Origin of the sequence: Serratia sp. B501 (assembly GCF_051172315.1) — a bacterium.
GTDB classification, from domain to species: Bacteria; Pseudomonadota; Gammaproteobacteria; order Enterobacterales; family Enterobacteriaceae; genus Serratia; species Serratia ureilytica.
On sequence record NZ_JBPIZB010000008.1, the window covers coordinates 195,918 to 218,331 of the forward strand.

Sequence of the window (22,414 nt, forward strand, 5' to 3'; positions counted from 1 at the left end):
GGAGAACTTTTGCTGAAGTATCGCCTCATAACTGCTCTGATTTTAATCCCGATCGTTATCGCGGCGCTGTTCCTGTTGCCGCCGTTGGCCTTTGCTCTGGTAACGCTCGTCGTGTGCATGTTAGCTGCCTGGGAGTGGGGCCAATTGGCCGGTTTTACCTCCCGTTCGCAGCGCATCTGGTTGGCGATACTGTGCGGTTTTCTGCTTGCGCTGATGATGCTCAGCGTCCCCGCTTACCATCAATCCGTGCCGCAGATAAGCGGCTCGCTGTGGCTGTCGTTGGCCTGGTGGCTGGCGGCGTTGCTGTTGGTGCTGTTCTATCCCGGCTCGGCCGCTATCTGGCGCAATTCGCGCCCGCTGCGCCTGCTGTTTGGCCTGCTGACCATCGTGCCGTTTTTCTGGGGCATGCTGGCGCTGCGCCAGTTCGGCTACGAGCAAAACCCGTTTACCGGCGCCTGGTGGCTGCTGTACGTGATGTTGCTGGTGTGGGGCGCAGATTCCGGTGCCTACATGTTCGGCAAGCTGTTCGGCAAGCATAAGCTGGCGCCGAAGGTCTCACCGGGCAAAACGTGGGAAGGGTTGATCGGCGGGTTGCTGACGTCGGCGGTGATCTCGTGGCTGTTCGGCCGCTACGCGCCGCTGAACGTGGTGCCGACCACGCTGCTGGCCTGTTCGGTGATCGCCGCGCTGGCTTCGGTGCTGGGCGATTTGACCGAAAGCATGTTCAAACGCGAAGCGGGCATCAAGGACAGCGGGCATTTGATTCCCGGTCATGGCGGCATACTGGATCGTATCGACAGCCTGACCGCGGCGGTGCCGGTGTTTGCCTGCCTGATGCTGTTGGTGTTTTAATCCGTCGATGACGGAAAGTGAGGGATGATGGTCAGCGTGCTTTGGAACCTGGTGGCGTTTCTGATTGCGCTCGGTATCTTGATTACCGTGCATGAGTTCGGACACTTTTGGGTTGCCCGTCGTTGCGGCGTGCGCGTTGAACGCTTCTCCATCGGCTTCGGCCGGGCGCTGTGGCGCCGAACCGATCGCCAGGGCACCGAGTACGTTATCGCTCTGATCCCGCTCGGCGGCTACGTGAAGATGCTGGACGAGCGCGTGGAGTCGGTGGCGCCGGAGATGCGCCACCAGGCCTTCAACAATAAAACCGTCTGGCAGCGCGGGGCCATCATCAGCGCCGGCCCCATCGCCAACTTCCTGTTTGCTATCCTTGCCTACTGGCTGGTGTTCATCATCGGCGTGCCGAGTTTCCGTCCGGTGATCGGCGAAATCGCGCCGCAATCGATCGCCGCCAAGGCTGAAATTTCGTCTGGCATGGAACTAAAGTCGGTTGACGGCATCGAAACGCCTGATTGGGAGTCAGTTCGTCTGGCGCTGGTGGCGAAGATTGGCGATGCGCAAACCGAAGTCGGCGTAGCGCCGTTCGGCTCTTCGCAGGTGGTGACCAAAACCCTGGACTTGCGCCAGTGGAACTTTGAACCGGACAAGCAGGATCCCGTTGTCGCGCTGGGGATTATGCCGCGCGGCCCGCAGATCGAATCCGTGTTGGCGGAAGTGCAGCCGAACTCGGCGGCGCAAAAGGCGGGTTTACAAGCGGGGGACAGGATCGTTAAAGTCGATGGTCAGCCGTTGGGTCGTTGGCAGACGCTGGTGAAGCGTATCCACGATGGCCCGGGGCAACCGCTGGCTTTGGAGATTGAAAGAAACGGCGCCCCCTTGTCTTTGACGCTGATACCGGATACAAAGCCGGTGGGAAAAGACAAATCGGTGGGGTTTGCAGGCATCATTCCAAAGGTGCTGCCGCTGCCGGAAGAGTATAAGACGATTCGCCAGTATGGACCGTTCCCGGCGCTGTATCAGGCCGGCGACAAGACCTGGCAGCTGATGCGGCTGACGGTCAACATGCTGGGCAAATTAATAACCGGTGATGTAAAGCTGAACAACCTGAGTGGCCCGATCTCGATTGCACAGGGAGCTGGGGCGTCAGCCGGAGTCGGATTCGTGTATTATCTGATGTTCCTGGCGTTGATTAGCGTCAACCTGGGGATCATCAACCTGTTCCCATTACCGGTGTTAGATGGTGGGCATCTCCTCTTCCTGGCGATAGAAAAGCTGAAGGGTGGGCCGGTTTCCGAGCGAGTACAGGACTACAGCTACCGCATAGGTTCGATCGTGTTGGTGTTGTTGATGGGTCTTGCACTTTTCAATGATTTTTCCCGCCTTTAGGGGCGGGGATAGGTTAGGAAGAACGCATAACAACGATGGCGATGAAAAAGTTGCTCATAGCGTCGCTGCTGTTTGGCAGCGCCACCGTATACGGTGCAGACGGGTTCGTAGTGAAAGACATTCATTTCGAAGGCCTGCAGCGAGTTGCCGTCGGTGCGGCGTTACTCAACATGCCGGTTCGCGTCGGCGATACCGTCACTGACGATGACATCAGTAATACCATTCGTGCCTTGTTTGCCACCGGCAACTTCGAGGACGTGCGCGTACTGCGCGATGGTAATACCTTGATCGTGCAGGTGAAGGAACGTCCTACCATCGCCAGCATCACTTTCTCCGGCAACAAGTCGGTGAAGGATGACATGCTCAAGCAAAACCTGGAAGCCTCCGGCGTCCGGGTGGGCGAGGCGCTCGACCGCACCACGATTTCCAGCATTGAAAAAGGGCTGGAAGACTTCTACTACAGCGTCGGTAAATACAGCGCCTCGGTGAAAGCCGTGGTCACGCCGTTGCCGCGCAACCGTGTCGACCTGAAGCTGGTGTTCACGGAAGGGGTCTCCGCCAAGATTCAACAAATCAACATCGTCGGCAACCACGCCTTCACCAACGATGAACTGATCTCGCGCTTCCAACTGCGTGACGAAGTGCCGTGGTGGAACCTGGTCGGCGATCGCAAATACCAGAAGCAAAAACTGGCGGGCGATCTCGAAACCCTGCGCAGCTTCTATCTGGATCGCGGCTATGCCCGCTTTAACATCGATTCTACCCAGGTGAGCCTGACGCCGGATAAAAAAGGCATCTACATCACCATCAACATCACCGAAGGCGATCAGTACAAGCTTTCTGATGTTGTCGTGAACGGCAACCTGGCCGGCCACTCGGCGGAAGTCGCTCAGATCACCAAAATCGAGCCGGGCGAGCTGTATAACGGCAGCAAAGTGACCAAAATGGAAGACAACATCAAAACGATGTTGGGCCGTTATGGTTACGCCTACCCGCGCGTCGGCACCCAGCCGGAGATCAATGATGCGGATAAAACCGTCAAGTTGCACGTCAACGTTGACGCGGGCAACCGTTTCTACGTGCGCCGCATCAAGTTCGAAGGCAACGACACCAGCAAGGATTCCGTACTGCGTCGCGAAATGCGCCAGATGGAAGGCGCCTGGCTCGGCAACGAGCAGGTCGAGCAGGGCAAGGAGCGTCTGAACCGCCTGGGCTACTTCGAAACGGTCGACGTGGAAACCCAGCGCGTGCCGGGCACTGCCGATCAGGTCGACGTGACCTACAAGGTGAAAGAACGCAACACCGGTACCTTTAACTTCGGCGTCGGTTACGGCACCGAGAGCGGCGTCAGCTTCCAGGCCGGCGTGCAGCAGGATAACTGGTTGGGTACCGGCTACTCGGTCGGCATCAGCGGCACCAAGAACGATTACCAGACGTATACCGAATTCTCGGTCACCAATCCGTACTTCACCGTTGACGGTGTGAGCCTGGGCGGCCGCGTCTTCTACAACGACTTTAAAGCGGATAACGCGGACCTGTCCGACTACACCAACAAGAGTTACGGTGTTGACGGCACGCTGGGCTTCCCGATCAACGAAAACAACTCGTTGCGCACCGGCCTGGGCTATGTCCACAACGGCCTGTCGAACATGCAGCCGCAGATCGCCATGTGGCGTTACCTCGACTCGATGGGTGTGGATGCGAACAAGACCGACCGCGCCAGCTACTCGACGGACGACTTTACCCTGAACCTGGGCTGGACCTACAACAACCTGGACCGCGGCTACTTCCCGACTTCGGGTAACCGCACTACGTTGAACGGCAAGGTCACCATTCCGGGCTCGGACAACGAATACTACAAGGTGACGCTGGACAGCGTACAGTACGTGCCGATCAACGACGACCGCACCTGGGTGCTGTTGGGTCGCGGCCGTCTGGGGTACGCGGATGGGCTGGGCGGCAAGGAAATGCCGTTCTACGAGAACTTCTACGCCGGTGGTTCGAGCACCGTGCGTGGCTTCCAGTCCAACACCATTGGTCCGAAGGCGGTGTACTACAACTCCAATTCGTACCAGTGCCAGTTCAACGCCGGCAGCACCACCGATCGTCAGAGCATCTGTGGTTCGGATGACGCGGTGGGCGGTAACGCCATGGCGGTCGCCAGCCTGGAGCTGATCACCCCAACGCCGTTCATCAGCGAGAAATACGCCAATTCTGTGCGCACGTCGCTGTTCATCGATGCGGGTACCGTGTGGGATACCAAGTGGAAGAATACCAACGAGACGCTGATGTACGGCGTGCCGGACTACAGCAAGGCCAGCAATATTCGTTCTTCCGCCGGTATCGCGCTGCAGTGGATGTCGCCATTGGGGCCATTGGTGTTCTCTTACGCCAACCCGATCAAGAAATACGAAGGCGACAAGTCCGAACAGTTCCAGTTTAACATCGGTAAGACCTGGTAACGGGTCTCGCCTCTGGGCATAACAGTTATTAAGAATCGCAATGGCCAGGCGCCCGCCGGCAGAGGGAGATGATTCTCATTGTTTGGTGGGACAAGTCTGGCAAATTGTGTACTTCAGTGTCATATGACACAAATGGGTGATGGTAAGGAGTTTATAGTGAAAAAGTGGTTGTGTGCCGCAGGCCTCGGTTTAGCAATGGCTGCTTCAGCTGGCGTTCAGGCAGCAGATAAGATCGCTGTCGTTAACGTCTCCAGCATTTTCCAACAGCTGCCGGCCCGCGAAGCGGTCGCTAAACAGCTGGAAAACGAGTTTAAAGGCCGTGCAAGCGAACTCCAGAACATGGAACGTAGCCTGCAGACCAAAATGCAACGTCTGCAGCGTGACGGCGCTACCATGAAAGCCAGCGACCGCAGCAAGTTGGAAAAAGACGTGATGGCGCAGCGCGAGCAGTTCTCTCAGAAAGCCCAGGCTTTCGAGCAGGACAACCGTCGTCGCCAGATGGAAGAGCGTAACAAGATCCTGAGCCGCATTCAGGACGCGGTGAAATCTGTCGCGAGCAAAGGCGGTTATGACGTGGTGATCGACGCCAACGCCGTTGCCTATGCAGACTCTTCCAAAGATATCACTGCTGACGTGCTGAAACAGGTTAAATAACACATGCTTTCAATTCGACTGGCTGATTTAGCGCAGCAGTTGGATGCACAATTGCACGGTGATGGCGATCTCGTCATCACCGGCATTGCTTCTATGCATTCGGCACAGCCTGGCCAAATCACGTTTTTGTCAAACAGCCGCTATCAAGAGCAGCTGTCTTCCTGCCAGGCAAGCGCCGTGGTGCTTACCGAAGCGGATTTACCACACTGCCGTGCTGCGGCGCTGGTGGTTAAGAACCCTTACCTGACCTATGCGCGCATGGCGCAACTGATGGACACCACGCCGTCGCCGGCTCAGGATATCGCGCCAAGCGCGGTGATCTCGCCTGAAGCGCAGCTGGGGCAGAACGTCGCCATTGGGGCGAACGCGGTGATCGAGTCGGGTGCGGTGCTTGGCGATAACGTGGTTATCGGCCCGGGCTGCTTCATCGGCAAACACGCACGCATCGGCGCGGGAACGCGTCTGTGGGCGAACGTAACGATTTATCATGCGGTCGAAATCGGCCAGCGCTGCCTGATTCAGTCGGGCACCGTGATCGGCGCAGACGGTTTCGGCTATGCGAATGAGCGCGGCGAGTGGATCAAGATCCCTCAGTTGGGCACGGTGATTATCGGCGATCGCGTCGAAATCGGCGCTTGCACCACCATTGACCGCGGCGCTTTGGATAACACCCAAATCGGGAATGGTGTTATCATCGACAACCAATGCCAGATTGCACATAACGTCGTGATTGGCGACAATACCGCCGTCGCCGGCGGTGTGATCATGGCCGGCAGCCTGAAAATCGGCCGCTACTGCCAGATTGGCGGCGCCAGCGTGATCAACGGTCACATGGAAATTGCCGACAAGGTTGTTGTTACCGGAATGGGAATGGTTATGCGACCAATCACCGAACCTGGGGTATACTCTTCGGGCATTCCGTTGCAGCCTAACAAGGTTTGGCGTAAAACCGCTGCGTTGGTAATGAATATCGATGAGATCAGCAAACGCTTGAAAGCTGTCGAACGTAAAGTCGGAAAAGACTAATCATTGCCGCCCGCTCTCGCGGGTACAAAACGAAACGCGTTGGTCGTGAGACCAAAAGCGCAAAGAGATGTTAATTTGCGGCCTGCATGATGATCTCCTTTTGGGGTCAGCGCAGGCCGTGTTGTTGATGCCATCAGTTTTTAGAGACAGGAAGAGTATTTTGACTACTGACACTCATACTCTGGATATTGCAGAAATTTTGGATCTGCTTCCTCACCGTTACCCGTTCTTGCTGGTCGACCGCGTCCTCGAGTTTGAAGAGCACAAATATCTGCGTGCGGTGAAGAACGTATCGGTGAATGAACCGTTTTTCCAGGGCCACTTCCCTGGCAAACCGATTTTCCCAGGCGTATTGATCCTGGAAGCCATGGCGCAGGCCACCGGCATCCTGGCGTTTAAAAGCGTCGGCAAACTGGAACCGGGCGAGCTGTATTACTTCGCCGGTATCGACGAAGCTCGCTTCAAGCGCCCTGTGGTGCCAGGCGATCAGATGGTCATGGAAGTCACCTTCGAGAAAACTCGCCGCGGTCTGACTCGCTTCAAAGGCGTGGCGACCGTTGACGGTAAAATTGTCTGCGAAGCAACCATGATGTGTGCCCGCAGCCGGGAGGCTTAATCCGTGATTGACCAAACCGCCTTTATCCATCCTAGCGCGATAGTCGAAGAAGGCGCCGTGATTGGCGCCGGCGTGCATATCGGCCCTTTCTGCTACGTCGGCTCCCAGGTGGAAATCGGCGCCGGCACGGTGCTGAAATCCCACGTGGTGGTAAACGGCATTACCAAGATTGGCCGCGATAACCAGATTTATCAGTTCGCCTCTATCGGCGAAGTGAATCAGGATCTGAAATACGCGGGCGAGCCGACGCGTGTGGAAGTGGGCGATCGCAATCGCATCCGCGAAAGCGTCACCATCCACCGCGGCACCGCGCAGGGCACCGGCCTGACCAAAGTGGGCAACGATAACCTGCTGATGGTCAACGTGCATGTCGCCCACGACTGCGTAGTTGGCAACGCTTGCGTGCTGGCCAACAACGCCACGCTGGCGGGGCATGTGGAGATCGACGATCACGCCATCATCGGCGGCATGACGGCGATCCATCAGTTCTGCATTATCGGCGCGCATGTGATGGTAGGCGGTTGTTCCGGTGTCGCTCAGGACGTGCCTCCTTTCGTCATCGCTCAGGGCAACCACGCTACGCCGTTCGGCGTCAACGCGGTCGGCCTCAAGCGCCGCGGTTTTGACAAGGATGAAATGCAGGCGATCCGCAACGCCTACAAAATCCTGTATCGCAGCGAAAAAACGCTGGATGAAGCGAAAGCGGAAATCGAAGCCCTGGCCAAAGAGCAGCCGGTGGTGCAGCAGTACCTCGATTTCTTCACCCGTTCCACCCGTGGCATTATTCGCTGAGTTATGTCGAATCGTCCATTGACTATCGGATTGGTCGCCGGAGAAACCTCCGGTGACATTCTCGGCGCCGGTTTGATCCGTGCGCTCAAGGCGCAGATCCCCGACGCGCGTTTCGTTGGCGTCGCCGGCCCGCTGATGCAGGCCGAAGGGTGCGAGGCCTGGTACGAAATGGAAGAGCTGGCGGTAATGGGCGTGGTGGAAGTGCTCGAGCGCTTGCCACGCCTGTTGAAGATTCGCAAGGATCTCACCCGCCGCTTTGGTGAGCTGCGGCCGGACGTGTTTGTCGGCATTGACGCGCCGGACTTCAACATCACGCTGGAAGGCCGCCTCAAGCAGCGCGGCATTCGCACCATCCACTATGTCAGCCCTTCCGTGTGGGCCTGGCGACAAAAGCGCGTTTTCAAAATAGGCAAAGCCACCGATTTGGTGCTGGCCTTTCTCCCTTTCGAAAAAGCGTTTTACGATCGTTTCAACGTCCCCTGCCGGTTTATCGGTCACACCATGGCGGACGCCATGCCGCTGCAGCCCGATCGGTTGGCAGCGCGCGCTCAGCTTGGCATCGCTCCGCAGGCGCGCTGTTTGGCCTTGTTGCCGGGCAGCCGTGGCGCCGAAGTCGAGATGCTGAGCGCCGACTTCCTCAAAACCGCGCAGCTGCTGCGTACGCGTTATCCCGAGCTGGAAGTGGTGGTGCCGCTGGTCAACGCCAAACGGCGTGAGCAGTTTGAGCGCATCAAGGCTGAAGTGGCGCCGGATCTGACCGTACACCTGCTGAATGGGCAGGGGCGTGAAGCGATGATCGCCAGCGACGCGGCGCTGCTGGCATCTGGCACGGCGGCGCTGGAATGCATGCTGGCCAAGTGCCCGATGGTCGTGGGCTATCGCATGAAGCCGTTCACTTTCTGGTTGGCGCAGAAGCTGGTGAAAACGCCTTATGTCTCGCTGCCGAATCTGCTGGCGGGGCGGGAGATCGTCACCGAACTGCTGCAGCATGACTGCGTCCCGGACAAACTGGCCGCCGCCGTGATGCCGCTGCTGGAAGAGAGCCCGGAAACCGACGCGCTGAAACAGACTTTCCTTACCTTGCACCAAAGCATCCGTTGCGGTGCGGACGAACAGGCCGCTCAGGCTGTGTTGGAGCTGGCGAAAGCATGATTGAACCCTTTATCTATCCCGCTGCCGCGCTGATTGCCGGTGTGGACGAAGTGGGCCGCGGCCCGTTGGTCGGCGCAGTGGTCACCGCCGCCGTGATCCTCGATCCGGCGCGGCCGATCGTCGGGCTAGCGGACTCCAAAAAGCTCAGTGAAAAACGCCGGCTGGCGCTGTATGACGAAATCGTCGCCAAAGCGCTCTCCTGGAGCCTGGGGCGCGCCGAACCCGCGGAAATCGACCAGCTGAACATTTTGCACGCCACCATGTTGGCGATGCAGCGCGCGGTGGCCGGGTTGCATATCGCGCCGGACATGGTTTTAATCGACGGTAACCGTTGCCCGAGCTTGCCGATGCGTTCGCAGGCGGTGGTGAAGGGCGACAGCCGCGTGGCGGAGATCAGCGCGGCATCCATTCTGGCGAAGGTCACGCGCGATCGCGAAATGGCCGAGCTGGACAGCGAGTTCCCGGACTACGGTTTCGCGCAGCATAAAGGCTACCCGACCGCCTTCCACCTGGAGCGGCTGGCCGCGCTGGGCGCCACCGAGCATCATCGCCGCAGCTTCGCGCCGGTGAAAAGGGCACTCGCGCTGTAGCCTGCGAGCCTGACCGGCTCGACGATAGCATTAACCCGGGCTCAGCACGCTGAGCCCCTTCAATCAGGTATCTGGAGATGGCCGAACCTCGTTTTATTCACCTGCGCGTCCACAGTGACTACTCCATGATTGATGGATTGGCCAAGACGGCGCCGCTGGTGAAAAGAGCCGCCGCGTTAGCCATGCCTGCTCTGGCAATCACCGATTTCACCAACCTGTGCGGGCTGGTGAAGTTCTACGGCAGCGCGCACGGCGCCGGGATCAAACCGATCATCGGCGCGGATTTCCATGTGCAAAGCGAAGTCTTGGGCGACGAACTCGCTCAGCTGACGGTGCTGGCCAGCAACAACGAAGGCTACCAGAACCTGACGCTGCTGATTTCCCGCGCCTATCAGCGCGGCTACGGTGCCGCCGGCCCGATCATCGATCGCGACTGGCTGATTGAACATCGCGAAGGGCTGATCCTGCTTTCCGGCGCGCGTCAGGGCGACGTCGGCAAGTTCCTGCTGCGCGGCAACCAGGCGCAGGTGGATCAGTGTCTGGATTTCTACCAGCAATATTTCCCCGACTGCTACTACCTGGAGTTGATCCGCACCGGCCGCCCGGATGAAGAGAACTATCTGCATGCGGCGGTGGCGCTGGCCACCGAGCGCGGTTTGCCGGTGGTGGCCACCAACGACGTGCGTTTCCTGGTGGAAGATGACTTCGACGCCCATGAGATCCGCGTCGCCATCCACGACGGCTTTACGCTGGACGATCCCAAGCGGCCGCGCAACTACAGCCCGCAACAATACATGCGCAGCGAAGACGAGATGTGCGAGCTGTTCGCCGACATCCCGGAAGCGCTGCTGAACAGCGTCGAAATCGCCAAACGCTGTAACGTCACCATTCGCCTCGGCGAGTACTTCCTGCCGCAGTTCCCGACCGGCGATATGAGTACCGAGGACTTCCTGGTACTCAAATCGAAAGAGGGGCTGGAAGAACGCCTCGAGTTCCTGTTCCCCGATCCTGAAGTGCGCGCGCAGCGCCGCCCGGAATACGACGAGCGTCTGGACGTCGAGCTGAAAGTGATCAACCAGATGGGGTTCCCCGGCTACTTCCTGATCGTGATGGAATTTATCCAGTGGTCGAAGGACAACAACGTGCCGGTGGGCCCAGGGCGTGGCTCCGGCGCCGGTTCGCTGGTGGCCTATGCGTTGAAAATCACCGACCTCGATCCGCTGGAATTCGACCTGCTGTTCGAACGCTTCCTGAACCCGGAACGTGTCTCGATGCCCGACTTCGACGTCGACTTCTGCATGGAGAAACGTGACCAGGTAATCGAGCACGTGGCGGAGATGTACGGCCGCGAAGCGGTATCGCAGATCATCACCTTCGGCACCATGGCGGCGAAAGCGGTTATCCGCGACGTAGGCCGCGTGTTGGGGCACCCGTACGGGTTCGTCGATCGCATCTCCAAACTGGTGCCGCCGGATCCGGGCATGACGCTGGAGAAAGCCTTCGCCGCCGAACCGCAGCTGCCGGAGATTTACGAGGCCGACGAAGAGGTCAAGGCGCTGATCGACATGGCGCGCAAGCTGGAAGGGGTGACGCGCAACGCCGGTAAACACGCCGGTGGCGTGGTGATCGCGCCGACCAAAATCACCGACTTCGCACCGCTGTACTGCGATGCCGAAGGGAACCACCCGGTGACTCAGTTCGACAAGAACGACGTGGAATACGCCGGGCTGGTGAAGTTCGACTTCCTCGGTCTGCGCACCCTGACCATCATCGACTGGGCTCTGGAGATGATCAACGCCCGGCGCGCCAAGACCGGGCTGGAACCGATCGACATCGCCGCCATCCCGCTCGACGACAAGAAAAGCTTCGACATGCTGCAGCGTTCGGAAACCACGGCGGTGTTCCAGCTTGAATCGCGCGGCATGAAAGATTTGATCAAACGTCTGAAGCCCGACTGCTTCGAAGACATGATCGCACTGGTGGCGCTGTTCCGTCCGGGGCCGCTGCAGTCGGGCATGGTGGATAACTTCATCGACCGCAAACACGGCCGCGAAGAGATCTCCTACCCGGACATTCAGTGGCAGCATGAGTCGCTCAAGCCGGTGCTGGAACCGACCTACGGCATCATCCTGTATCAGGAACAGGTGATGCAGATTGCCCAGGTGCTGGCCGGCTATACGCTGGGCGGCGCGGACATGCTGCGCCGTGCGATGGGTAAAAAGAACCCGGTCGAAATGGCCAAGCAGCGCGGCGGCTTTGAAGACGGTGCTAAAGCGCGCGGCATCGACGGTGAACTGTCGGTGAAAATCTTCGACCTGGTGGAGAAATTCGCCGGTTATGGCTTCAACAAATCGCACTCCGCCGCCTACGCGCTGGTGTCGTACCAGACGCTGTGGCTGAAGGCGCACTATCCGGCCGAGTTTATGGCGGCGGTGATGACCGCCGATATGGACAACACCGACAAAGTGGTGGGGCTGGTGGACGAATGCTGGCGCATGGGGCTGAAGATCCTGCCGCCGGACATCAACAGCGGCCTGTATCACTTCCACGTCAACGACGACGGCGAGATCGTTTACGGCATCGGCGCCATCAAGGGCGTGGGGGAAGGGCCGATCGAAGCCATTATCGAAGCGCGCAACAGCGGCGAGCAAGGTTATTTCAAAGACCTGTTCGATCTCTGCGCGCGCTCCGACATCAAGAAACTGAACCGCCGCATTCTGGAAAAACTGATCATGTCCGGGGCGTTCGATCGCCTTGGGCCACACCGCGCCGCGCTGATGAATTCGCTCGGCGACGCGTTGAAAGCGGCGGATCAGCATGCGAAAGCCGAAGCTATCGGCCAGGTGGACATGTTTGGCGTGCTGGCGGAAGCGCCGGAGCAGGTGGAGCAATCCTACGCCAACATCGCGCCCTGGCCGGAGCAGGTGGTGTTGGACGGTGAACGGGAAACGCTGGGGCTGTACCTGACCGGCCACCCGATCACCCAATACCTCAAGGAGATCGAACGTTACGCCGGTGGCCAGCGTTTGAAAGACATGCACCCGACGGATCGGGGCAAAATGACTACCGCCGTCGGGTTGGTGGTCGCCGCGCGGGTGATGGTGACCAAGCGCGGCAACCGCATCGGCATCTGTACGCTGGATGACCGTTCGGGCCGTCTGGAAGTGATGCTATTCACCGAAGCGTTAGAAAAATACCAGCATTTGTTGGAAAAAGACCGTATCCTTATCGCCAGTGGACAGGTCAGCTTTGATGACTTTAGCGGCGGGCTTAAAATGATGGCCCGCGAGGTAATGGACATCAGTGAAGCCCGGGAAAAATACGCTCGCGGGCTTGCTATCTCGCTGACTGACAGGCAAATTGATGACCAGCTTTTGAACCGTCTCCGTCAGTCGTTGGAACCCCATCGCTCGGGGACGATTCCAGTGCATCTCTACTATCAACGGGAAGATGCGCGAGCCAAGCTGCGTTTTGGCGCAACCTGGCGCGTGACGCCCACCGACCGCTTGTTGATAGACTTGCGGACGTTGGTAGGCAATGAGCAGGTGGACTTGGAATTTGACTAAAATAGGAATGCTATGAGTCTGAATTTTCTTGATTTTGAACAGCCGATTGCAGAGCTGGAAGCGAAAATTGACTCGCTGACTGCAGTCAGCCGTCAAGACGAAAAATTAGATATTAATCTGGACGAAGAGGTTCAGCGCCTGCGTGAAAAGAGCGTTGAGCTGACGCGCAAGATTTTTGCCGATCTTGGGGCCTGGCAGATTGCCCAATTGGCACGCCACCCGCGCCGTCCTTATACCCTGGATTATATCAAACATATCTTTACCGACTTCGAAGAGTTGGCGGGCGATCGCGCTTACGCCGACGACAAAGCGATCGTCGGGGGGATTGCGCGCCTGGATGGCCGCCCGGTGATGATCATCGGGCACCAGAAAGGCCGTGAAACCAAAGAGAAGATCCGCCGTAACTTCGGCATGCCGGCGCCGGAAGGCTACCGCAAGGCTTTGCGCCTGATGGAAATGGCCGCGCGCTTCAAGATGCCGATCATCACCTTTATCGATACCCCGGGCGCTTATCCGGGCGTGGGCGCGGAAGAACGTGGCCAGTCGGAAGCCATCGCGCGCAACCTGCGTGAGATGTCGCGCCTGAACGTACCGGTCATCTGCACCGTCATCGGTGAAGGCGGCTCGGGCGGCGCGCTGGCGATCGGCGTGGGCGACAAGGTGAACATGCTGCAGTACAGCACCTACTCGGTGATTTCGCCGGAAGGCTGTGCCTCCATCCTGTGGAAGAGCGCCGACAAGGCGCCGCTGGCCGCGGAAGCGATGGGCATCACAGCGCCGCGTCTGAAAGAGCTGAAGCTGATCGACTCGGTGATCCCGGAGCCGCTGGGTTCCGCGCACCGCGACGTGCCGGCGATGGCCGCCGCGCTGAAAGCGCAGCTGCTGGCCGATCTGAAAGATCTGGATGGCCTGAACGACGAAGAGTTGCTCAACCGCCGTTACCAGCGTCTGATGAACTACGGCTACTGCTGAGTTGCGATCTTCACGGTAATAAACCGCCTTCGGGCGGTTTTTTTTTGGCTACACACCGCCGGATTTTCGTGGTGTTATAGAGACTTGGCCGTTAACTGACAGGAGCTGCCGATGAATATCATCGCCATCATGGGCCCGACGGGCGTCTACTACAAAGATGAGCCGATCCGCGAGCTCCACGCGGCGCTGGGCGCGATGGGATTCCAGCTGGTATACCCCAAAAACAGCGGTGACCTGCTGAAGCTGATCGAAGCCAATGCCCGCATCTGCGGCGTGATCTTCGACTGGGACGATTACAGCCTGGAGCTGTGCAGCGAGATCAACGAGCTGAACGAATACCTGCCGCTGTACGCCTTTATCAATACTCACTCCACCTTCGACGTCAGCCTGCATGAAATGCGCATGGTGCTCTATTTCTTCGAGTATGGCCTGAATGCGGCGGACGATATCGCGCAGCGCATCCAGCAATACACGGCGGAATACATCGACACCATTACGCCGCCGCTGACCAAGGCGCTGTTCAACTACGTGCGCGAAGGAAAGTACACCTTTTGCACGCCGGGCCACATGGCCGGCACTGCGTTCCAGAAAAGCCCGGTGGGCTGCCTGTTCTATGACTTCTTCGGCGCCAATACCCTGAAGGCCGACATCTCGATTTCGGTCACCGAGCTCGGGTCGCTGCTGGATCATACCGGCCCGCATCTGGAGGCCGAAGAGTACATCGCACGCACCTTCAATGCCGAGCAGAGCTATCTGGTCACCAACGGCACCTCCACCGCCAACAAGATCGTCGGCATGTATTCAGCGCCGGCGGGCAGCACGGTGCTGATCGACCGCAACTGCCACAAATCGCTGTGCCACCTGCTGATGATGAGCGATATCGTGCCGATCTATCTGCGCCCGCTGCGCAACGCCTACGGCATCCTCGGTGGTATTCCGCAGCGCGAGTTTACCCGCGCCAGCATCGCCGCCCGGGTGCAGGAGACCCCGAACGCCACCTGGCCGGTGCATGCGGTGATCACCAATTCCACCTATGACGGCCTGCTGTACAACACCGACTACATCAAGCAGACGCTGGAGGTGAAGTCGATCCACTTCGACTCCGCCTGGGTGCCTTACACCAACTTCCACCCGATTTACGACGGCAAGAGCGGCATGAGCGGCGATCGGGTGCCCGGCAAGGTTTTCTACGAAACCCAATCCACCCACAAGCTGCTGGCGGCCTTCTCGCAGGCCTCGATGATTCATATCAAGGGCGACTACGACGAGAGCACCTTCAACGAAGCCTACATGATGCACACCACCACTTCGCCGCACTACGGCATCGTGGCGTCGATGGAGACCGCCGCCGCCATGCTGCGCGGCAATCCGGGGCGCCGCTTGATCAACCGTTCGGTGGAGCGCGCGCTGCATTTTCGCCGTGAAGTGCAGCGGCTGCGCGAGGAAAGCGACAGCTGGTTCTTCGATATCTGGCAGCCGGAAGAGATCGATGAAGCGCAGTGCTGGCCGCTGGATCCGGACGATAACTGGCACGGTTTCGGCCAGACCGATCGCGATCATATGTATCTCGATCCGATCAAGGTGACGATCCTGACGCCGGGCATGAATGAACTGGGGGCGCTGGAGGAAGAGGGGATCCCGGCGGCGCTGGTGGCGAAGTACCTCGACGAGCGCGGCATCGTGGTGGAGAAGACCGGGCCGTACAACCTGCTGTTCCTGTTCAGCATCGGCATCGATAAAACCAAGGCGATGAGCCTGCTGCGCGGCCTGACCGACTTCAAGCGCGCCTACGATCTCAACCTGCGGGTGAAGAACATGCTGCCGGATCTGTACGCCGAGGATCCGGATTTCTATCGCCATATGCGCATCCAGGATCTGGCCGCCGGTATTCATCGCCTGATCTGCCAACACGATCTGCCGCGCCTGATGCAGCGGGCGTTTGACGTGCTGCCGGAAATGAAGCTGACGCCGCACCAGATGTTCCAGGAGCAGGTGCGCGGCAATGTGGAAACCTGCGAGCTGGATCAGTTGGTGGGCAAGGTGGCGGCCAATATGATCCTGCCTTATCCGCCGGGCGTGCCGCTGGTGATGCCGGGGGAAATGATCACCGAAGAGAGCCGGGCGGTGCTCGATTTCCTGCTGATGCTGTGCTCGATCGGCGAGCGCTATCCCGGTTTTGAAACCGATATCCACGGCGCCAAGCTGACGGAAGACGGACGCTATCTGGTGAAGGTGCTGAAAGCCCCGCAGCCATAAGGCCATAATGCGCCCGGCGGTTTGGAAAGATGCGCCGGGCTTCCTCATTGACGGCCTCATCGCCGCCGGATACCGTGCACCATCAGAATGAACAGGAGAGGGCTTCTATGCTGGCATTACGTCAGGTGCATCACATCGCGATCATTGGCGCGGACTACGCCGCCAGTAAACATTTCTATTGCGACATTCTCGGCTTTACCCTGCTGAGTGAAGTTTACCGCGAGGAGCGTGACTCCTGGAAAGCGGATCTGGCGCTCAACGGGCAATACACCCTCGAGCTGTTTTCTTTCCCTTCGCCGCCGGCCCGCGTCAGCCGCCCGGAGGCTTGCGGCCTGCGCCATCTGGCGTTCAGCGTTGACGATATAGATCAAGCCATCGCCCATCTGCAGGCGGCCGGCGTCGCCTGCGAACCGGTACGCGTCGATCCTTATACTCAATCTCGTTTTACCTTTTTCAGCGATCCCGATGGTTTACCGTTAGAATTATACGAGAGTTAACGGCTTAATCGCCTCCCGGCGGCCACAGCCGGGGGCGATTATGCTATGATCGCGCCCTTGCCCCACATGCCTACAGAGTTATTTCCGCCATGCAAGAGCCTGCTTTTCGCGTCGGGGAGTGGCTGGTTACCCCTGCCGACAATACCATCAGCCGTGACGGCCGCCAGAAAACGCTGGAACCGCGCCTGATCGACATGCTGTGCTATTTCGCCCGGCACCCCGATGTGGTGTTGAGCCGCGACGAGCTGATCGATAGCGTTTGGAAGCGCAATATCGTCACTAATCACGTGGTGACCCAATGCATTTCAGAACTGCGCAAATACCTGAAAGACGGCGACAGCGACAGTCCGGAATACATTATCACCGTGCCTAAGCGCGGGTATAAGTTGGCGGCTTCGGTGATCTGGTGTGAAGACGGGGAGTCGCAGCCCGCCCCTGCACCGGCGCCGCAGATTGCGGTGATCATGCATGAGCCGGAAGACGGCAGCGATGATGAAGACGATACGCCGTACGTGCCACCGAGCCGGACCCGAACGCCGGTTGCCGCGCCCGGCGAAAAGCAGCCGCGCTTTTATCGCCGCTCGACGTTCTGGGTGTGGCTGGCGTTTCTGGCGGCGCTCAGCGTCTGCGTGGCGTTTGTCGGCATCGCCACGCTGTCGCAGCGCGTGCCGGTATCGACCATGCCGGTGCTGCTCAATCCGCGCGATATCGATATCCGCATTCAGGGCGGCGAGAGCTGCAGCAACTGGATGCCGCAGCTCTCCTATGTGGTGGGCGTCAGCGAGCTGATCACCGATTCGCTCAACACCTACTCGACCTTCCTGGTGCACGATCAAACCAATTACAACTATTCCGGCCCCAGCAACTCGGGCAAGTCGCTGTATATCGAGTTCGTCAATCAGCGCCACTACCGCGCCCAGCAGTGTTTTCTGTCCGTACGGCTGGTGGATAACGCCGACAGCTCAATCATGTTGGACAAGCGTTACTTCATTACCGCCGATAACCAGCTGAAGATCCAAAGCGACTTCCTCGCCAGCCTGTCCGCCGCGCTGAAACAGCCCTGGCCGCCGCAGCTGGAACAGCGTCTGGCGCAGCTGCTGCCGGACAACGGGCCGCTGCTGCAGCGCTTCTACCAGGCGCATCAATTGTTGATCCACGGCGACGCCGATTCGTTGACTCGCGCCAGCGCGCAGCTGAGCGAGCTGATTAAAAGCGCGCCGAATTTCCACTATCTGCTGGCGGAAAAAGCGCTGGTGGATGTGCTGCGCAACTCTTATCAACCGTTCGACAGCCAGGGGCTGGCGCAATTGCGCGCCGATATCAGCCATCTGGCGACGATCCCCGAATTGAAAAATACGCCGATCGTGCAGCAAGTTCTGGCGGTTGATGCGCTGGCGCAGGGACGCATTGACGATGCGCACCGGGCGATCGAGCTGGGGATTGAGTTGCAAATGTCGTGGCTGAATTATGTGCTGCTGGGCAAAGTGTATGAAATGCAGGGGCAGAATCATTTGGCGGCGGATTCTTATATTACCGCGTTCAACCTGCGCCCCGGTGAAGATACCTTGCATTGGATCACCAATGGCGTATTCCAGACGTCATTGACCAACGTGGTGCCTTATTTAAATAACTATCAGCGCCAATAATTCACCAGGACCACGCCGCCATTATTCTCAGGGAATTCCGGCGGCGTTATTTATTGGTGAAGACATGTTGCGCCATTGTGTTATTTTGCTGCGCAATATCGTTCCTTTTTTGCCGTTTGTTATTCGTGATTAACCTGGTTATTATCCTGTTTTTAAACGATGTTTATCTTTTCTTTAGCTTACCTTTTTATCTTGATGTGTTAATCAAAAACCTCAGATTATCATTTGTATGATCATGAGCGTAATCTCACTTTATCTTTAGGACTTTATTTCTGCCGATGGTTAGCATCCTGACTATCAAGCCGGCTCATTAAAATCTTTTATTTATGGGTGTGGCTTATAAGAAACGTAAATCAGGAGAAACTGACCATGGCTTCACCCAAGAAAATAGGGCTTATTGCCTGCACCGGCGTAGTCGCCGGTAATATGATGGGGAGCGGGATTGCCTTATTGCCCGCCAACCTGGCGAGTCTCGGATCCATCGCCATTTGGGGATGGGTGATCTCGATTATCGGGGCGATGTCGCTGGCCTACGTGTACGCCCGCCTCGCGACCAAAAATCCGCAGCAGGGCGGCCCTATCGCCTACGCCGGTGAAATTTCCCCGGCGTTCGGCTTCCAGACCGGCGTGCTTTATTACCATGCCAACTGGATCGGCAACCTGGCCATCGGCATTACCGCCGTTTCTTATCTCTCCACCTTCTTCCCGGCGTTGAACAACCCGGTGCCTGCCGGCATCGCCTGTATCGCCATCGTGTGGATCTTCACCTTCGTCAACATGCTGGGCGGGACCTGGGTCAGCCGCTTGACCACCCTGGGCCTGGTGCTGGTGCTGATCCCGGTGATCGTAACCGCCACCCTCGGCTGGCACTGGTTTGACGCCGCCACCTACCAGGCTAACTGGAATACCTCCGGCACCACCGACAGCCATGCGGTCATCAAAAGTATTCTGCTGTGCCTGTGGGCGTTCATCGGCGTGGAATCCGCGGCGGTCAGCACCGGCATGGTGAAAAACCCGAAACGCACCGTGCCGCTGGCGACCATGCTCGGCACCGGCCTGGCGGGCATCATCTACATCGCCGCCACCCAGGTGATCAGCGGCATGTTCCCGGCGTCTGAAATGGCCGCCAGCGGCGCGCCGTTCGCCATCAGCGCCTCGGCGATTATGGGCAACTGGGCGGCACCGATGGTTTCCGCGTTCACCGCCTTTGCCTGCCTGACCTCGCTCGGGTCATGGATGATGCTGGTCGGCCAGGCCGGGGTGCGCGCCGCCAACGACGGCAACTTCCCGAAAGTGTACGGCGAGCTGGATAAAAACGGCATTCCGAAAAAGGGCCTGCTGCTCGCGAGCTGCAAAATGACCGCGCTGATGGTGCTGATCACCCTGATGAGCTCCGCCGGCGGCAAGGCTTCCGATCTGTTCGGCGAGCTGACCGGCATCGCGGTGCTGCTGACCATGCTGCCTTACTTCTACTCCTGCGTAGACCTGATTCGCTTCGAAGGGGTCAACGTGCGCAACCTGCTGAGCCTGATCGCTTCGGTGTGCGGCTGCGGCTTCTGCTTCATCGCGCTGATGGGCGCCAACTCTTTCGAACTGTCCGGCACCTTTATCATCAGCCTGATTATCCTGATGTTCTACGCCCGGAAAATGAATACCCGCCAGGCTGCCAATGCAGCGGCGGTCGATGAAAACACCACGGCCAAAGCGCACTGATTCGCGTCCGCTGACCGACTGAATTTACCCAGCCCCTTTCTTTCCGACCTGTCAGCCGCGACGGGAAGGGGCTTGCTTTGCCAGGAGAAATGCATATGAACGTTATCGCCATCATGAATCACATGGGTGTCTACTTCAAAGAAGAGCCTATCCGTGAACTGCATCAGGCGCTGGAAAGTCTGGATTTCCGCATCGTTTACCCTAACGATCGCGAAGACCTGCTGAAACTGATCGAGAACAACGCCCGTCTGTGCGGGGTGATCTTCGACTGGGACAAATACAATCTGGAGCTGTGCGAAGAGATCAGCCAGCTGAACGAATACATGCCGCTGTACGCATTCGCCAACACCTATTCCACGTTGGACGTCAGCCTGAACGATCTGCGCATGCAGGTGCGCTTCTTCGAGTATGCGCTCGGCGCGGCAACCGACATCGCCGCCAAGATCAAACAGAATACCGACGAGTATATCGACACCATCCTGCCGCCGTTGACCAAGGCGCTGTTCAAATACGTGCGCGAAGGCAAATACACCTTCTGTACGCCGGGCCACATGGGCGGCACCGCGTTCCAGAAAAGCCCGGTGGGCAGCCTGTTCTACGATTTCTTCGGCCCGAACACCATGAAGTCGGATATTTCGATTTCGGTGTCCGAGCTTGGGTCGCTGCTGGATCACTCCGGCCCGCACAAAGAGGCGGAAGAGTACATTTCCCGCGTGTTCAACGCCGAGCGCAGCTACATGGTGACCAACGGCACCTCCACCGCCAACAAGATCGTCGGCATGTATTCGGCGCCGGCGGGCAGCACGGTGCTGATTGACCGTAACTGCCACAAGTCGCTGACTCACCTGATGATGATGAGCGACATCACGCCGATCTACTTCCGCCCGACCCGCAATGCCTACGGCATCCTCGGCGGCATTCCGCAGAGCGAGTTCCAGCGCGCCACCATCGCCAAACGCGTGAAGGAGACCCCGAACGCCACCTGGCCGGTGCATGCGGTGATCACCAACTCCACCTATGACGGCCTGCTGTACAACACCGACTTTATCAAGAACACTCTGGACGTGAAGTCGATCCATTTCGACTCCGCCTGGGTGCCTTACACCAACTTCCATCCGATCTATAAAGGCAAGTGCGGCATGAGCGGCGGCCGCGTGGAGGGCAAGGTGATCTATGAAACCCAGTCCACCCACAAACTGCTGGCGGCCTTCTCGCAGGCTTCGATGATTCATGTGAAGGGCGATATCAACGAAGAGACCTTCAACGAAGCCTACATGATGCACACCACCACTTCGCCGCACTACGGCATCGTGGCGTCGACCGAAACCGCCGCGGCGATGATGAAAGGCAACGCCGGCAAGCGCCTGATCAACGGCTCTATCGAGCGCGCGATCAAGTTCCGCAAAGAGATCAAACGCCTGAAAGTCGAGTCCGACGGCTGGTTCTTCGACGTCTGGCAGCCGGAGCATATCGATGAGCCGGAATGCTGGCCGCTGCGCTCCGACAGCGCCTGGCACGGTTTCAAGAACATCGACAACGAACACATGTATCTGGACCCGATCAAGGTCACTATCCTGACCCCGGGGATGAGCAAGGAAGGCGAGATGCAGCCGTTCGGCATCCCGGCCAGCATTGTGGCGAAATACCTCGACGAACGCGGCATCATCGTCGAGAAAACCGGGCCTTACAACCTGCTGTTCCTGTTCAGCATCGGCATCGATAAAACCAAGGCGCTCAGCCTGCTGCGCGCGATGACTGACTTCAAACGCTCGTTCGACCTGAACCTGCGGGTGAAAAACATGCTGCCTTCGCTGTATCAGGAAGCGCCTGATTTCTATGAAAACATGCGCATTCAGGATCTGGCGCAGAACATTCACCGCCTGGTGGAGCAACACAACCTGCCGGACCTGATGTACCGCGCGTTCGAAGTGCTGCCAACCATGGTGATGAATCCGTACCAGGCGTTCCAGAAAGAGCTGCACGGCGAAGTGGAAGAGGTCTATCTGGAAGAGATGGTCGGTAAGGTCAACGCCAACATGATCCTCCCATACCCGCCGGGCGTGCCGCTGGTGATGCCGGGCGAGATGCTGACCGAAGAGAGCCGGCCGGTGCTGGAGTTCCTGCAGATGCTGTGCGAAATCGGCGCGCATTATCCGGGCTTTGAAACCGACATTCACGGCGCCTATCGCCAGGCGGACGGACGTTATCGGGTGAAAGTGCTGAAGGCGAAATAACCG

16 protein-coding genes are annotated in these 22,414 nt (G+C 58.5%); all 16 read left to right on the top strand.

Going from position 1 to position 22,414, the window contains the following annotated elements; genetic code table 11:
• The first annotated feature begins 9 nt into the window (after positions 1-9).
• The gene (gene cdsA / locus ACSBQV_RS21220) at positions 10-852 is read left to right on the top strand and encodes a phosphatidate cytidylyltransferase (protein ID WP_033644875.1); all 843 of its coding nucleotides are present in this window, start codon (positions 10-12) and stop codon (positions 850-852) included.
• 27 nt (positions 853-879) lie between these two features.
• On the top strand, positions 880-2,235 hold the full coding sequence (gene rseP / locus ACSBQV_RS21225) for a sigma E protease regulator RseP (protein ID WP_099783534.1): 1,356 nt from the start codon (positions 880-882) through the stop codon (positions 2,233-2,235).
• A gap of 35 nt (positions 2,236-2,270) precedes the next feature.
• Positions 2,271-4,697, top strand: a complete 2,427-nt coding sequence (gene bamA, locus ACSBQV_RS21230) for an outer membrane protein assembly factor BamA (protein WP_033652498.1) — start codon at positions 2,271-2,273, stop codon at positions 4,695-4,697.
• Between the two features lie 156 nt (positions 4,698-4,853).
• Positions 4,854-5,351, top strand: coding sequence for a molecular chaperone Skp (gene skp / locus ACSBQV_RS21235; RefSeq protein ID WP_004931958.1), 498 nt, complete (start codon positions 4,854-4,856; stop codon positions 5,349-5,351).
• A 3-nt stretch (positions 5,352-5,354) separates the two neighbouring features.
• Positions 5,355-6,377 (top strand): UDP-3-O-(3-hydroxymyristoyl)glucosamine N-acyltransferase, encoded by a 1,023-nt coding sequence (gene lpxD, locus ACSBQV_RS21240; RefSeq protein ID WP_025304030.1) that lies wholly within the window; start codon positions 5,355-5,357, stop codon positions 6,375-6,377.
• A 160-nt stretch (positions 6,378-6,537) separates the two neighbouring features.
• Positions 6,538-6,993 carry a 3-hydroxyacyl-ACP dehydratase FabZ gene (gene fabZ, locus ACSBQV_RS21245; protein WP_004931962.1) on the top strand — a complete coding sequence of 152 codons (456 nt, stop codon included), beginning with the start codon at positions 6,538-6,540 and terminating at the stop codon, positions 6,991-6,993.
• Between the two features lie 3 nt (positions 6,994-6,996).
• Positions 6,997-7,785 (top strand): acyl-ACP--UDP-N-acetylglucosamine O-acyltransferase, encoded by a 789-nt coding sequence (lpxA, locus tag ACSBQV_RS21250; protein ID WP_033644878.1) that lies wholly within the window; start codon positions 6,997-6,999, stop codon positions 7,783-7,785.
• A 3-nt stretch (positions 7,786-7,788) separates the two neighbouring features.
• Positions 7,789-8,937, top strand: a complete 1,149-nt coding sequence (lpxB, locus tag ACSBQV_RS21255; protein WP_004931967.1) for a lipid-A-disaccharide synthase — start codon at positions 7,789-7,791, stop codon at positions 8,935-8,937.
• The gene (rnhB, locus tag ACSBQV_RS21260; RefSeq protein WP_434991527.1) at positions 8,934-9,527 is read left to right on the top strand and encodes a ribonuclease HII; all 594 of its coding nucleotides are present in this window, start codon (positions 8,934-8,936) and stop codon (positions 9,525-9,527) included. The genes lpxB and rnhB overlap by 4 nt, the downstream gene beginning before the upstream one ends.
• 77 nt (positions 9,528-9,604) lie before the next feature.
• Positions 9,605-13,093 carry a DNA polymerase III subunit alpha gene (gene dnaE, locus ACSBQV_RS21265; RefSeq protein ID WP_033652500.1) on the top strand — a complete coding sequence of 1,163 codons (3,489 nt, stop codon included), beginning with the start codon at positions 9,605-9,607 and terminating at the stop codon, positions 13,091-13,093.
• A gap of 12 nt (positions 13,094-13,105) precedes the next feature.
• Positions 13,106-14,065, top strand: a complete 960-nt coding sequence (accA, locus tag ACSBQV_RS21270; protein WP_004931972.1) for an acetyl-CoA carboxylase carboxyl transferase subunit alpha — start codon at positions 13,106-13,108, stop codon at positions 14,063-14,065.
• Positions 14,066-14,176: 111 nt separating this feature from the next.
• Positions 14,177-16,321, top strand: a complete 2,145-nt coding sequence (locus tag ACSBQV_RS21275; RefSeq protein WP_099783518.1) for a lysine decarboxylase LdcC — start codon at positions 14,177-14,179, stop codon at positions 16,319-16,321.
• Between the two features lie 107 nt (positions 16,322-16,428).
• On the top strand, positions 16,429-16,818 hold the full coding sequence (locus ACSBQV_RS21280) for a VOC family protein (protein WP_047026598.1): 390 nt from the start codon (positions 16,429-16,431) through the stop codon (positions 16,816-16,818).
• 89 nt (positions 16,819-16,907) lie between these two features.
• Entirely contained in the window at positions 16,908-18,464 is a 1,557-nt protein-coding gene (gene cadC / locus ACSBQV_RS21285; protein WP_033644885.1) for a lysine decarboxylation/transport transcriptional activator CadC, read from the top strand.
• A gap of 369 nt (positions 18,465-18,833) precedes the next feature.
• Positions 18,834-20,177, top strand: coding sequence for a cadaverine/lysine antiporter (gene cadB / locus ACSBQV_RS21290; protein WP_033644886.1), 1,344 nt, complete (start codon positions 18,834-18,836; stop codon positions 20,175-20,177).
• A gap of 95 nt (positions 20,178-20,272) precedes the next feature.
• Complete coding sequence (gene cadA, locus ACSBQV_RS21295) at positions 20,273-22,411, top strand: lysine decarboxylase CadA (protein ID WP_033635725.1); 2,139 nt, start codon at positions 20,273-20,275, stop codon at positions 22,409-22,411.
• The last annotated feature ends 3 nt before the right edge of the window (positions 22,412-22,414 follow it).